This is a genomic window from Weissella oryzae SG25 (assembly GCF_000691805.2).
Lineage (GTDB): Bacteria > Bacillota > Bacilli > Lactobacillales > Lactobacillaceae > Weissella > Weissella oryzae.
On the sequence record NZ_DF820487.1, the window covers coordinates 41,335 to 54,932 of the forward strand.

The 13,598-nt window shown below is 38.7% G+C and carries 14 protein-coding genes; 13 read left to right on the forward strand and 1 reads right to left on the reverse strand.

The window, feature by feature from the left end; translation table 11 throughout:
- The first annotated feature begins 21 nt into the window (after positions 1 to 21).
- The 11 genes from TT13_RS03375 to TT13_RS03425 all read left to right on the forward strand — a co-directional run bounded on the left by TT13_RS03375 (position 22) and on the right by TT13_RS03425 (position 10,219).
- Positions 22 to 651: a nicotinate-nucleotide adenylyltransferase gene (locus TT13_RS03375; protein WP_027698684.1), complete on the forward strand. Its 630-nt coding sequence runs from the start codon at positions 22 to 24 to the stop codon at positions 649 to 651.
- Positions 648 to 1,238, forward strand: a complete 591-nt coding sequence (yqeK, locus tag TT13_RS03380; protein WP_045476565.1) for a bis(5'-nucleosyl)-tetraphosphatase (symmetrical) YqeK — start codon at positions 648 to 650, stop codon at positions 1,236 to 1,238. Before TT13_RS03375 ends, yqeK begins: the two co-directional genes overlap by 4 nt.
- The gene (rsfS, locus tag TT13_RS03385) at positions 1,238 to 1,603 is read left to right on the forward strand and encodes a ribosome silencing factor (RefSeq protein WP_045476567.1); all 366 of its coding nucleotides are present in this window, start codon (positions 1,238 to 1,240) and stop codon (positions 1,601 to 1,603) included. The genes yqeK and rsfS overlap by 1 nt, the downstream gene beginning before the upstream one ends.
- Complete coding sequence (locus TT13_RS03390; RefSeq protein ID WP_027698687.1) at positions 1,603 to 2,349, forward strand: class I SAM-dependent DNA methyltransferase; 747 nt, start codon at positions 1,603 to 1,605, stop codon at positions 2,347 to 2,349. The genes rsfS and TT13_RS03390 overlap by 1 nt, the downstream gene beginning before the upstream one ends.
- 12 nt (positions 2,350 to 2,361) lie before the next feature.
- Positions 2,362 to 3,540: a nucleotidyltransferase gene (locus TT13_RS03395; RefSeq protein ID WP_027698688.1), complete on the forward strand. Its 1,179-nt coding sequence runs from the start codon at positions 2,362 to 2,364 to the stop codon at positions 3,538 to 3,540.
- Between the two features lie 5 nt (positions 3,541 to 3,545).
- Positions 3,546 to 4,094, forward strand: coding sequence for a YceD family protein (locus TT13_RS03400; protein WP_027698689.1), 549 nt, complete (start codon positions 3,546 to 3,548; stop codon positions 4,092 to 4,094).
- Between the two features lie 150 nt (positions 4,095 to 4,244).
- A complete protein-coding gene (gene mutS / locus TT13_RS03405; RefSeq protein WP_027698690.1) occupies positions 4,245 to 6,851 on the forward strand; it encodes a DNA mismatch repair protein MutS in 2,607 nt (868 codons plus the stop codon).
- A gap of 12 nt (positions 6,852 to 6,863) precedes the next feature.
- A complete protein-coding gene (gene mutL, locus TT13_RS03410; RefSeq protein WP_027698691.1) occupies positions 6,864 to 8,879 on the forward strand; it encodes a DNA mismatch repair endonuclease MutL in 2,016 nt (671 codons plus the stop codon).
- A gap of 26 nt (positions 8,880 to 8,905) precedes the next feature.
- Positions 8,906 to 9,358: a flavodoxin domain-containing protein gene (locus TT13_RS03415; protein WP_027698692.1), complete on the forward strand. Its 453-nt coding sequence runs from the start codon at positions 8,906 to 8,908 to the stop codon at positions 9,356 to 9,358.
- Positions 9,359 to 9,524: 166 nt separating this feature from the next.
- Positions 9,525 to 9,806, forward strand: coding sequence for an HU family DNA-binding protein (locus TT13_RS03420; protein ID WP_145912332.1), 282 nt, complete (start codon positions 9,525 to 9,527; stop codon positions 9,804 to 9,806).
- Positions 9,807 to 9,874: 68 nt separating this feature from the next.
- Entirely contained in the window at positions 9,875 to 10,219 is a 345-nt protein-coding gene (locus tag TT13_RS03425) for a cysteine desulfurase (RefSeq protein WP_027698694.1), read from the forward strand.
- A gap of 77 nt (positions 10,220 to 10,296) precedes the next feature.
- Here the strand turns inward: TT13_RS03425 and TT13_RS03430 are convergent, their stop codons facing one another.
- Complete coding sequence (locus tag TT13_RS03430) at positions 10,297 to 10,761, reverse strand: class Ib ribonucleoside-diphosphate reductase assembly flavoprotein NrdI (RefSeq protein ID WP_027698695.1); 465 nt, start codon at positions 10,759 to 10,761, stop codon at positions 10,297 to 10,299.
- A gap of 335 nt (positions 10,762 to 11,096) precedes the next feature.
- Here TT13_RS03430 and nrdH point away from each other — a divergent pair, with 335 nt between their 5' ends.
- Positions 11,097 to 11,333: a glutaredoxin-like protein NrdH gene (gene nrdH, locus TT13_RS03435; protein ID WP_027698696.1), complete on the forward strand. Its 237-nt coding sequence runs from the start codon at positions 11,097 to 11,099 to the stop codon at positions 11,331 to 11,333.
- An 83-nt stretch (positions 11,334 to 11,416) separates the two neighbouring features.
- Complete coding sequence (gene nrdE, locus TT13_RS03440; RefSeq protein WP_027698697.1) at positions 11,417 to 13,588, forward strand: class 1b ribonucleoside-diphosphate reductase subunit alpha; 2,172 nt, start codon at positions 11,417 to 11,419, stop codon at positions 13,586 to 13,588.
- Positions 13,589 to 13,598: the final 10 nt, after the last annotated feature.

Here is a 13,598-nt window from a genome sequence, read left to right on the forward strand (position 1 = left end):
GAATTAGCTGGAGGAAGTGAGATGGTAAGTTCACTAAAAGCACAAGTACAAACTAAGGTTGAATTTGACTTTACTGGTGAGAAAAAGCGTATAGGTATCTTAGGGGGAACCTTTAATCCACCACACTTAGGCCATCTGCTAATTGCAGAACAGGTTGCTAATGTGTTGGATTTGGATATGGTGATGTTTATGCCTAATGCAATGCCACCTCATATTGATCCTAAAGTGGCATTAGATCCAAGGCACCGGGCTAGTATGGTACAAGCTGCGATTGCTGGTAATAGTCGTTTTGCACTTGAGCTTTTAGAGGTACAACGCGGGGGGAAAAGTTACACTTTCAATACAATGTTGCAGTTAAAATTGGAACATCCTAATTATGAATATTATTTTATAATTGGCGCTGACGAAGTAAACTATTTGACAAAATGGTATCGAATTGATGATTTACTCAAGTTAGTACATTTTGTTGGAGTTAATCGTCCAGGGCAAGTGGTTCGGACTAATTATCCGGTTAATTTTGTAACAGTTACTGATATTGGCATTTCCTCAACAGATATTCGACAACGGTTGCAGCGGGGGCAAAGTATTCGGTACTTAGTACCGGATATGGTGGCAGCATATATTTTTGAGAATGGACTTTATTTAAAATGACGGAAATTAATTATCAAATGAACATTTTTGCGGGGAACCGTAATGATTTATTAGAGAAAATTAAGGCAGCAATGTCAGTAAAACGCTATGAGCACGTGTTAAGAGTAGAGACAATGGCTTTACAATTAGCTGAAAAGTGGGGTGTGCCAGCTGAAATAGCGTCAATTGCGGCTTTGGTTCATGATTATGCTAAAGAACGCTCAGATGGTGACTTTTTAACTGTTATACGAGAAAAGCAACTTAGTCCAACTTTGATTCCTTGGGGTAATAACATTTGGCATGGTATTGTCGGGGCTGAGATGATTAAAGATGATTTAAAAATTATGCATGAAGATATTTTAGATGCCGTGCGTAACCACACGACTGGTGCAGTGTACATGTCTAAGTTAAGCCAAATAATTTACATGGCAGATTACATTGAAGTTGGTCGCGAATTTCCAGGTGTTGCGGAAGTTCGGGCACTTGCTTTTGAAGATTTAGCTGCTAGCGTTGGTTGGCAAACGCGTCATACCTTAAGCTATTTAATTGATAAACAGGTGCCGGTATATCCAGGCACTTTAGAAACCTACAATACATGGAGTATATAATGACATTAGAAGAAACCCTAGAAATTGCTGTTAAAGCGGCTGATGCAAAACGTGCTGAAAACATCATTGCTTTAGATATTCATGAAGTAAGCCTAGTAGCTGATACTTTTTTGATTATGGATGCACCAACTAACCGCCAAGTTTTGGCAATTGTTGATGAAATTGAAGATAAATTGGCTGAAGCTGGGATCGAATTACGGCGTCATGAAGGACGTAATGAAGCCGAGTGGGTCCTCCTTGATTTTGGTGACCTTATGGTTCATGTTTTCAAGACGGATGCCCGTCAATTCTATAACCTAGAAAAGCTTTGGAGTGAGGCGCCTGAACAAGCAATCGATCAATGGTTGGTTAAGGAAGAGTTGTAATGAATTACACAACCTTTGCTAAGCTATATGATGAACTTTTTGACCAGAGCGCTTATGAAGATTGGCTAACTTATACGGTGGCAACTGTAAAGAGTCCACAAGGTCCACTTTTGGAACTTGCTGGTGGGGCTGGCCGGTTAGCAATTATGTTAAAGCAGGCTGGTTTTCCAGATGTTACTGTCTTTGATTTGTCGGAAGAAATGCTAACTTTAGCCGCACAACATGCAGATGAAGCGGACATTGAATTGCCATTAATTGTTGGTGATATGCGGGAATGGTCAGATTATACGGCAAAATTTGCCACAATTACGTCCTTTGCGGATTCTTTCAATTATCTGGCCAATGAGGCTGAGTTATTAGCAGCATTTAAACAAGTTGCTGACCACTTAGTCGATCAAGGACAATTTGTTTTTGATGTAATCACGCCATATCAAACTGATGTAGTCTACCCAGGCTATATGTATAATTGGCATGACGACGAACGAGCTTTCATGTGGTCTTCTTATGGCGTTGAAGCCGCGCAGCATACGGTTGAGCACGAATTGACGTTCTTTGTTTATCAAAATGAACTAGATGCTTTTCAACAAGTCCAAGAAATTCATACAGAGCGCACCTACGAGCTTGAACAATATAAAAACTTGCTAGCAGCGGCAGGCTTTACGGATATTGAAGTAACAGCAGATTTTGGAAAACAGGCACCTGATGCAAAGACAACTCGTTGGTTCTTTAACGCAAAAAAGAAGTAGAAAAGGTGACAGATGGAGGCAGTCGGTTTAATAACAGAATACAATCCTTTCCATAATGGTCATATTCATCATTTACAAACAGCCAAAAAAGCAAGTGGTGCTGATGTTGTGATTGCAATTATGAGTGGTAATTTTGTTCAACGTGGCGAGCCAGCCATCGTTGATAAATGGATACGAGCTGACACTGCCCTGCAAGCGGGAGTTGATATTGTACTTGAACTACCTTTTCAATATGCTGTACAAGCAGCGCATATTTTTGCTAAAGGGGCAGTTCAAAGTTTAGCAGCAATGCAAGTTAAAACTTTAGTTTTTGGTGCTGAGCATGCTGAACTTGATTTTCTAACCTTAGCTAAGCAAGCAAAAGATAGTTTGCAAGCAAGTCAAAAATTTACTTCCTTTAATGAAACCTATGCAACTAGTTTTAACCAAGTAATTTATGAGCAAACGGGTATTAAAATTCAACAGCCTAATGATATGCTTGCTTTTGCCTACGCAACAGCAATTAATGACCTAGGACTAACTGAACAGATTCAGTTGCAACCGATTCAGCGGATTAAAGCGGGCTATCATGACCAAAAAATTCAAGATAAAACGATTGCATCGGCGTCAGCATTGCGAGCATTAGTTGAAACAGGCAAAGTAGCGGAATTAGCTAATTACCTACCTGAAAGCCTGGCTAAGGAATTAGCGTTAGGCGGTCAGGTGGAACCATTTATGGATTTTTGGTTTGATTATCTTAAATATAAGGTTTTAACGACGCCGGTCGCAGAGTTAGAAAAAATCTACCAATTAGGTGATGGTTTGGCTTATCGTCTAAAAAAGATGCTTACAATTTCGATTAGTTGGTCCGAATTTCAACAAGCTTTTAAAAGCAAACGTTATACTTGGGCGCGGCTACAACGAACTTTATTATATGTTTTATTAAACATAACGACTGAAGAAATGATGGATGCTTGGCAGACACCTTATTTACGAATATTAGGCACTACTGTAAGCGGTCGTCAGTATCTTAAGCAGGAACGTGAGAACATCACTTTACCGGTAATTAATCGGGTGACGAAAGCTGATGTGCATGGTCGTTTGAAATTAGATATTCGTGCTGGACAAGTTTATCAGCAAATGAGTAAACCATATGCCCAGAAATTGGAGCAGGATTTCAAAAGACAAGCATTATTGATAAAAGGGGAATGAGTACAATGCTGAAATGGCAATTTAGCGAATTAGCGAAGTATCGAGAAGAAGCTTTTCCGTTTAAAGAAACGGTCAATTTACAAGAGACATTCAAAAAAGATTTTGGCGATTTAATTATTGATGCAAGTCCACTTGAAGTAACTGGCTTTGCGCAAGCGGACCAAACCGATATCATCGTGCATGCACAAGTTAAAGGGACACTGCAAGTACCGTCATCACGTTCTTTGACACCAGTAGAGTTACCAGTTGATTTTGCAATTGACGAGGTATACTTACAGGATGCAGGACACGAAGAAAAGTACGAACTTGAAGATTCGGTCATGCTAGTTGAGGATGGTGTCATCGACTTTTTGCAGGCAGTAATTGAATTCACCGTTTTACAAGTACCTTTGCAAATTTTAGCTGATGAAGATGTAAGCGCACCACTACCAGCCGGTGAGGGTTGGGCTGTTTTAACTGAGGATGATTTTGCAAAGCAACAAGTTGAAGAGCCAGAAAGTACCAACACGCCATTAGCTGGTTTAAAGGGCTTGTTTGATTCAGATAAAAATTAGTCTTGATGAACGTTCGCTGAATTCTTTTCAGTGAGCGTTTTTTAGTTAGAATTAGACTAGCTCTATTAATTATTCTTTTAAATCGCTAAAATAAAATTAATTAAGCAAAAATAGTTATTTGTGCTTTTAAAAATTAAGGTGAGGAAAATAATGGCAAAAAATAAAGAAACGCCAATGATGCAGCAATATAATGCAATAAAGAAAAATTATCCAGATGCCTTCCTGTTTTACCGGTTAGGCGATTTTTACGAATTATTTAACGATGATGCAATTTTGGGGTCACAATTGCTCGAATTAACCTTGACGCAACGTAACAAGAATTCAGTAAACCCAATACCAATGGCGGGAGTGCCTCATCATGCAGCTCAAAATTACATTGATATTTTAGTTGATAAAGGTTATAAAGTAGCCGTTGTTGAGCAAATGGAGAATCCAGCTGAGGCAGAAGGCATGGTACGCCGTGATGTAATTCAACTAGTCACGCCGGGAACTCGGATGTCAACTTCTGTTAGCGGTGCAAAAGAGAATAATTATCTAGTGTCAATCGCTCAAGCTGGCGCTGGTCAATTTGGCTTAGCCTATTCAGACCTTTCAACTGGTGAATTAAAGGTCACAACTGCGGTCAGTGTAAACACAGTTTTAAATGAATTAAGTCGTTTGGAAACCAAAGAAGTCGTTACGACAACTAATCTACCAGCTGATTTGCAAGCCAATTTAACTAGTTTAGGAATTTTAATTTCTTATCAACGTGAGTTAAATAGTAATGCTGAGATTTCGTATTTACGACAAAAAATTGAAAAAGCCGAGCAATTAGCAGCACTTGATACGTTACTAAGTTATTTATTTACCACGCAAAAACGCTCTTTAGACCATTTGCAAGTTGCCCAAGCCTACGCCATATCACAGTATTTAAAGCTAGATCGTAATTCACGTGCTAATCTTGAATTAACGCTAAATTTACGCACGCAAAAACGTTCTGGGACACTCTTGTGGTTGTTAGATCATACCATGACAGCAATGGGTGGTCGGGCACTTAAACAGTGGTTAGAGCTGCCACTTTTGGATCGAGCAACGCTAGAACATCGTTATGATAAAATTGGCGAACTAAATCGTGAATTTTTTGGCCGGGATGCATTGCAAACAGCTTTAAAACAAGTTTACGATTTAGAACGATTGGTTGGTCGAGTTGCTTACGGAACGGCCAATGGTCGTGACTTGTTACAACTGCGAAATTCACTTCGGCAAGTACCAGATATTATGGTTACACTTGGAAACTTTGACGCAGCGATTTTTGGCGATTTATTAGCTCGGTTAGACCCAGTAACAGATATTGAAAAGCTTATTAGCCAAGCCATTACAGAAGAGCCACCAATTTCGGTTACAGATGGTGGGGTAATTCGGGATAGTTATAATTCGCGACTAGATACTTATCGGGATGTGATGAAACATGGCAAGCAATGGTTGGCTGAAATGGAAGCCAAAGAGCGTCAAGTAACTGGTATATCATCGCTTAAAATTGGTTTTAATAAGGTTTTTGGTTACTATATTGAGGTTACGAAGGCAAACATTCCACGTTTAGACCCAACACGTTACACCAGAAAGCAGACCTTGGCTAATGCTGAGCGGTTTACAACTCCTGAGTTAAAAAAACGTGAAGAGCAGATTTTAGAGGCTGAGGCCAAGTCAAGCGAGTTAGAATATCAATTATTTACGCAAGTACGTGACCAAATTAAGCAAAATATTGAACGACTGCAAAAATTAGCTGCTACCTTAGCTGAGCTCGATGTTCTACAATCACTAGCCACAGTGGCTGAGGCAGAACAATTTGTACGACCAGAACTTGTTGATGAACATGAACTTAAAATTGTTGATGGTCGTCACCCAGTTGTTGAAAAGGTTTTGGGTCAACAAAGTTATGTAGCTAATGATGTTACAATGACTGCTAATGATACAATTTTATTGATTACAGGCCCTAATATGTCGGGAAAGTCAACTTATATGCGACAGCTTGCACTAACGGTTGTAATGGCGCAAATTGGCTCCTATGTACCTGCAAAGTCAGCTTCATTACCAATTTTTGATCAAATTTTCACCCGGATTGGGGCAGCAGATGATTTGATTTCTGGTAACTCGACTTTTATGGTTGAGATGGCAGAAGCAAATACAGCATTGCAACAAGCAACTGCTAATTCATTAATACTTTTTGATGAATTAGGTCGGGGAACAGCGACATATGATGGTATGGCCTTAGCCCAAGCAATTATTGAATATGTACATAACAATGTCCATGCTAAGACATTGTTCTCAACGCATTATCATGAATTGACCGCCCTTGAAGCAGAGTTAGCAGAACTTAAAAATGTGCATGTAGGAGCTACGGAGGAAGATGGTAATTTAGTCTTTTCACATCGTGTTTTGCCAGGACCGGCTGATCAAAGTTATGGAATTAATGTCGCTAAATTGGCTGGCTTACCTGCAAGTTTGATTAAACGGGCTGATACAATTTTGGCCCGTTTAGAGGCGCATGATTCTAATGTTGATTTAACCAGTGCATTGGCAGAGCCAGTATCTGATTTGCCAGTGAAAACACCTAGCTCAACTGATGACGAACAACTAGATTTGTTTGCAACAGCACCATTAGATGCTAATACGCAAACAGTTTTAGATGCTCTAAAGGCCTTGAATCTTGCGACAACAACGCCGCTTGATGCTATGTTAAAAGTACAAAATTGGCAAGATAAGTTAAAAAATAGTTAAAGGGGGGTACTAATGGCAGATATTCATGAATTGTCAGCGATTTTAGCTGATCAAATTGCAGCTGGTGAAGTGATTGAACGGCCTGCATCAGTAGTTAAGGAATTAGTTGAAAATGCAATCGATGCCAATGCTAGTAAAATTGATGTTTTGGTTGAAGAGGCGGGAATTAAGACCATTACGGTGATTGATGACGGTGACGGAATTGAAGCTGGGCAAGTAACTCGTGCCTTCCTACGGCATGCAACGTCAAAAATAACTGACCGTAACGATTTATTTCGTGTCCATTCACTAGGCTTTCGGGGCGAGGCCTTACCGTCAATTGCTTCAGTGGCTGATGTCATTTTAAAAAGTGCAACAGCAGGAGCTGAACAGGGAAAGCTAGTACACTATCGTGGTGGTAGCCTGCTAGAGGAGAGCGGAACCGATGCTCGAAAAGGAACTTCAATCACAGTAAAAGATTTGTTTTTTAATACACCAGCGCGGCTAAAGTATCTAAAATCACAGCAAACTGAATTGGCGCAGATTGTTGATATTATTAATCGTTTGGCGCTAAGTTATCCCGAGATTGCTTTTCGCTTAGTACATAACGATAAAGCAGTGACCAGTTCAGTTGGCAATGGCAATATTCAACAGGTACTGGCGGCCATTTATGGTGTGCAACAAGCACGAAAGATGTTAGCGATTCAAGCGGAGGATGCTGACTTTAAAGTGACTGGATATGTTTCTTTACCTGAACTAACCAGAGCGAGTCGAAATTATATCTCAGTCTTAATTAATGGGCGTTATATTAAAAACTATCAGTTGACAAAGGCCTTAATCAAAGGTTATGGTTCAAAATTAATGGTCGGTCGTTTTCCAATGGCAGTTTTAGCAATTGAAATGGACCCATTATTAGTTGATGTCAACGTTCATCCACAAAAACAAGAAGTGCGACTATCTAAAGAAACGCAATTAATGGACTTAATTGAAACAGCGGTAAAAGAACGCTTGCAAACGGAAAATTTAATTCCAAATGCTTATGATAATTATATGGGTGCAAAGCAAGAGACCCAGAATGAAGCTGACCAACCCTTCATTATGCAGTTGAATGATATATCACAACAACGCCAAGCTGTCTTTGTAAGTCCGACTAGTGAGTTTGGAGAATCAAATACAAGTTTGCATGATAAAACAAGCAATCAGACGCCTCTAGCAGATGTTGATTTAACTGAATTTGCAGATTTGGCGCACAAGCCACTGGAAATCCATGCAGAAGCAGATTTGCATGCTAGCGAATTGCAGGCCTTTGCAGCTCGTTATGCTCATTCAGAGAACCTTACACCATTTAATGAAGGTGGTACACCTTTTGCTGGTAGTCAAGCTCAATTAGACTTTGATAAGCAAACGAAGCGTGATGGCCAAGAACGCTTCCCATTATTAAGCTATATTGGGCAAATGCACGGTACCTTTTTGTTTGCACAGGCAGAAGATGGTCTATATTTAGTCGATCAACATGCGGCGCAAGAACGGGTTAAATATGAGTATTATCGTGATGAAATTGGACGCCAAGGGCAAGAATTACAACAATTTTTAGTACCAATTATTTTAGAATATGCGCCAGTTGATATTATCAAAATTCAGGCGCATCAAGCGGAATTAAATGCGGTTGGAATTAATCTTGAGCCTTTTGACGATAAGTCGTTGATAATTCGCGAACACCCAGCTTGGTTTATTGCTGGTCAAGAAGAAAGCACGGTTCGTGAAATGGTTGATTGGATTTTACGAGAAGGTCAGATGACAGTAGCTGATTTCCGTGAGCGTACGGCAATTATGATGGCATGTAAACGTTCTATTAAGGCTAATCATGCTTTGAATGACTTCGAGGCGCGCGGCTTATTGGAACAATTGGCTAAGAGTGAAAATCCGTTTAATTGCCCGCATGGCCGTCCAGTTGTGGTAACATTTTCTTTGATTGATATGGAAAAAATGTTTAAACGGATTCAAGATTCCCACGGTTCATGGGTTGAATATGATAATCATCCGTTTTAAGCCGAAAGTAGATAGGGGGGAATAGGGTGCGAGCACTTGTTTTATATGCGACAATCACAGGTAATAATGAGGATGTTGCGGATGAAATTATCAAAAACTTTCAAAGCCACGGTGTAGAAGTGACAAAAGAAGATATCATCAACGCTGACCCATATGACTTACAGGCAGCCACAAATGATATTGTGGTGGTAGTACCATATACCTTTGATAAAGGTTCCTTACCAGATGAAGCGCTAGATTTTTATGAAGATTTAGCAATGGTTGATTTACATGGTCAAATTTTTGGGGTTGCTGGTTCGGGAGATGTGTTTTATGGTGCAGATTTTGCTAAAGCTGTTGATAAATTTGAAGCTCAGTTTATCAAAGCAGGAGCAAGCCAAGGCGCTCCTAGCGTACGGGTAAATTTGAGCCCCAATACGACTGCTAAAGCAGAATTAAAGCAGTTTACCGACACCTTAATTGCCAGAGTAGTTAAATAATATAAAAACACAGTGAAAACGCTACAAAGAAAATCGGCAATACTGGGAAAATAATGTTGAATAATATAAGTTTTCTTAGAAAGAACGACTAAATTTGCTTAAAAGGTTGTATTTTTCTTGATAGTATTAGTATAATAAGGCTACAAACATGAAAGAGGTATTTAACATGAGTTTGTCAAAGGCAGAATTTGTTGCAAAAGTTTCAGACAAGACAGAATTGACTAAGAAAGATTCTGAAAAGGCAGTAAACGCCTTCTTGGAGACAATCCAAGAGACTATGGTTGCTGGCGAGACAGTTTCATTCGTTGGTTTCGGTTCATTCGAAGTTCGTGAGCGTGCTGCCCGTAAGGGACGTAACCCACAAACTGGTGAAGAAATCGAAATTGCTGCATCAAAGGTTCCAGCATTCAAGCCTGGAAAGTCATTGAAGGACGCAGTTAACAAGTAAGCGATTCGTTTACAAATTTGGACCGGACCGTTTTGGGTTCAGTCTTTTTTTATTTAGGGAGCAGATTGATGGCCTTTGAAAAAATTGTTAAAGTTACTGGCGATGAGCAAACCTATGCTTTTAACCCAGCTTTAAAAAAATATGCTTTGAGTGATACCGGTTTTATTCAAAATAACGCTGGTGCTTATGTAATGCAACGGGCTTTAGAACCAAGTAAAGGCCTGGCACATTCAATTAAATTAAAGGTAGTGATTAATAAAGAGTTGACGGGAATGAAGATTAAAACCGTTAATTCAAGCGGTACTGCGATAGTTGATATTTTTAAGTTGGCTCAAAAAGATCCTGAATTGATCGAACTATATCATTTTTACTTACAAGAATTGATTGAGCGTGAAATCATAATGATTAAGTAAGATAATTTAATCGACAAATGAAAATCGCTTTAAAACGGCAAATATTTTTTGCTGTTTTAAAGCGATTTTTTTATAGATTAGTCTTTTTGAGTGCTTAGGTATTCTTTTTGCCTTGTAACTAAAGCGTTAAAAATCCTTTTTACATCTTGATCATTGCCCCGCAATTCATAATCCCCAATTAGGGGAGCATTAAAAATTTCTGCGTAACGACGTGCAGTTAGGACATATTGTACGTTAAAATTTTTATTACCTGAACCAACAACCCCAATCAATTGGTCAGCGTTATTTTGGTAGCTAAGTTGTTCATGAAGTGGATTAGTCATAATCTCCTTGACCCCATTATCAATTCCATTACCACCATCCAGATAAGTAGGAACAAGCACAAAATAAGGCGTTGTTTCAATCGAATCAAAGCTAGCATCAGTAATTTCTTTCGCTTCAATTTGTATAGAAGTATCAAGTTGTTGACCATAAGCCTGTAATTTTTTTATAAAATGACGTGTGTTACCACCAAGTGAAATGTATAAAATCCGAACGATCATATTAAACCCCATACTTATGAATTGTATCACGAAGATATCTAGTTATTAATAAAGATTACGCTAGTTGACATTGCATTGCAACAGGGACATAAAGCATAATTTTTGAGTAAAATATCCACATTTTTTTTTAAATGAAGATAAGTCAGTAACGACAAGGCTTGTGTTAAAGTTAGCTAACGGAAAGTTATTTTAATTCTTGTAAAGTAAATGAAATAATCATCATAAACCCTTATATATCAAGCTTTAAGCCGAAAATTTTAAAATTTGCATTCTGTTATATTCACTGGTAAACTCATGACAGGGTTTTTAATTAGATGACTAAGTGAGGTGTCGATATGACTAATATAACTGTATTTACAAAAGATAACTGCATTCAGTGCAAGATGACAAAAAAGACATTAGAACAATATGGTATTTCCTTTGAGGAACGTAATGTTTCTCAGGATGCTGAGGCCTTAAAATTTCTAAAGGGACAAGGGTACCAATCAGTTCCCGTTGTGATGGCACAAGACTTTGAACCGATTAACGGTTTTAGACCTGATTTGCTGGCTACTTTGATGGAAGCAATTTAAATTATACAAACATTGCTCTCAAAGAATCGGTGCAATTTTCGTGAAATTCCGCTTTACTTTGAGAACAGGAACCGAGGGAATATATGTCTTTATCAACGCTTGATACTAATAAAGTGACTTATTTTGATTTAAATAATCAAGTCAACATACCATTGAATGGTAGCATTCAATTACAAAAGGATGACGAGGCGCTTGCCGCCTTTATTGCTGAAAACGTGCAACCAAATACGAAAAGCTTTAGTAGTTTAGCTGACCGTGTATCTTATATGCTGACAAATGATTTTTGGGATGCAAAGACAATCGAGCAATATGATTTTACTTTTATCGAGCGCTTGTTTAAATTTTTAGCTGATGCCAATTTCCAATTTAAATCTTTTATGGCAGCATATAAGTTTTATGCTCAATATGCTCTAAAAACTAATGATGGTGATTGGTATTTAGAGAGCTATACCGATCGTGTAGCAATTAATGCCTTGTTTTATGCAGCTGGTGACGAAAAACTAGCATTACAGTTGGCTGATGAGATGGTGCATCAACGTTATCAACCAGCAACACCATCATTTTTAAATGCCGGACGTTCGCGGCGGGGTGAACTAGTCTCATGTTTTATCCTGCAAAGCACTGATGATATGAATTCGATTGGTCGGACGATTAACTCAGCCTTACAACTATCGAAGATTGGTGGCGGTGTTGGAATTAATCTTTCTAATTTACGGGAAGCAGGTTCAACAATCAAAGGGATAGCAAATGCTGCTTCTGGAGTTGTGCCAGTTATGAAACTTTTGGAAGACTCATTCTCATATTCAAATCAAATGGGGCAACGTAATGGAGCCGGAGTAGCTTATTTATCAATTTTTCATCCAGATATTATGGAGTTCTTTGCCACGAAAAAGGAAAATGCGGATGAAAAAATCCGGGTAAAAACGCTTTCTTTGGGAATTACTGTTCCAGATAAGTTCTATGACTTAATACGTTGGAATGCAGATATGTTTTTGTTCTCACCTTACGACGTTGAACGCGAGTATGGCCAGCCTTTTAATTACGTTGATATTACGGCGGAATATGACAATATGGTGGCTAACGAAAATATTCGCAAGAAGAAGGTTCGGGCACGTGATATTGAAAATGAAATTTCAAAGTTACAACAAGAATCAGGTTATCCATATATCATTAATATCGACACGGTCAATCGGGCAAATCCAATTGCCGGTAAGGTAATCTCATCAAATCTATGCTCAGAGATTTTACAAGTTCAGCGACCTTCAACGATCAATAATCGACAAGAGTATACGATTTTGGGTACGGATGTATCATGTAATCTAGGCTCAACTAATATTGTGAATTTGATGGAAACGCCAGATTTTGAACAATCCGTTACAGCAATGGTTAAGGCTTTAACTTTCGTATCAAATAGTTCACAGTTAGATATTGTTCCTAGTGTACAAAACGGTAATAATGAGCTGCATGCAATTGGTTTAGGTGCAATGGGCTTACATGCTTTCTTTGCTAAGAATCAGATGATGTATGGTGATGCTGAAGCGCTTGATTTTACCAATGCTTACTTCTTAATGCTCAACTACTATACGCTTAAAGCTTCAAATCAAATCGCAATCGAGCGTGGTGAAAGTTTTGTTGGCTTTGCCGATTCAGATTATGCGTCAGGAAGTTACTTTGATAAATATGTAGAACAAGATTGGCAACCTAAGACGGCTAAGGTGCAAGCAATTTTTGCTAAGCATCATTTCCCTGATCAAGCTGATTGGGCCGCCTTGAAGGCATCAATTATGGAACATGGCATTTATAATGCCTATCGGATGGCAATTGCACCGACTGGTTCGATTTCTTACATTAATGATGCAACTGCATCATTACAGCCAATTGTTAATCGAATTGAAGAACGTCAAGAAAAGAAAATCGGTAAGATTTACTATCCAGCACCATACCTAAGTAATGAAACTTTGCCATATTATCAATCGGCTTATGATATTGATATGCGTCGTGTTGTTGATGTTTACGCGACCGCTCAACAGCACATTGATCAAGGAATGGCAATGACTTTCTTTATGCGTGCAACACTCCCCGCAGACTTGTACGAATGGAAAATTGGTCATACAAATAAGATGACAACACGTGACTTAAATATCTTACGGTTGTATGCTTATAATAAGGGCGTGAAATCAATTTATTACGTACGTACTTATACAGATGATATGGAAGAGTTTGGCGTAAATGAATGCGAATCTTGCTCGATTTAGAGAAGATGAG

Coding starts and splice junctions, on each gene's coding strand:
- TT13_RS03375 (WP_027698684.1), top strand. CDS start 22: ATGGTAAGTTCACTAAAAGCACAAGTACAAACTAAGGTTGAATTTGAC.
- yqeK (WP_045476565.1), top strand. CDS start 648: ATGACGGAAATTAATTATCAAATGAACATTTTTGCGGGGAACCGTAAT.
- rsfS (WP_045476567.1), top strand. CDS start 1,238: ATGACATTAGAAGAAACCCTAGAAATTGCTGTTAAAGCGGCTGATGCA.
- TT13_RS03390 (WP_027698687.1), top strand. CDS start 1,603: ATGAATTACACAACCTTTGCTAAGCTATATGATGAACTTTTTGACCAG.
- TT13_RS03395 (WP_027698688.1), top strand. CDS start 2,362: ATGGAGGCAGTCGGTTTAATAACAGAATACAATCCTTTCCATAATGGT.
- TT13_RS03400 (WP_027698689.1), top strand. CDS start 3,546: ATGCTGAAATGGCAATTTAGCGAATTAGCGAAGTATCGAGAAGAAGCT.
- mutS (WP_027698690.1), top strand. CDS start 4,245: ATGGCAAAAAATAAAGAAACGCCAATGATGCAGCAATATAATGCAATA.
- mutL (WP_027698691.1), top strand. CDS start 6,864: ATGGCAGATATTCATGAATTGTCAGCGATTTTAGCTGATCAAATTGCA.
- TT13_RS03420 (WP_145912332.1), top strand. CDS start 9,525: ATGAGTTTGTCAAAGGCAGAATTTGTTGCAAAAGTTTCAGACAAGACA.
- TT13_RS03425 (WP_027698694.1), top strand. CDS start 9,875: ATGGCCTTTGAAAAAATTGTTAAAGTTACTGGCGATGAGCAAACCTAT.
- TT13_RS03430 (WP_027698695.1), bottom strand. CDS start 10,761: ATGATCGTTCGGATTTTATACATTTCACTTGGTGGTAACACACGTCAT.
- nrdH (WP_027698696.1), top strand. CDS start 11,097: ATGACTAATATAACTGTATTTACAAAAGATAACTGCATTCAGTGCAAG.
- nrdE (WP_027698697.1), top strand. CDS start 11,417: ATGTCTTTATCAACGCTTGATACTAATAAAGTGACTTATTTTGATTTA.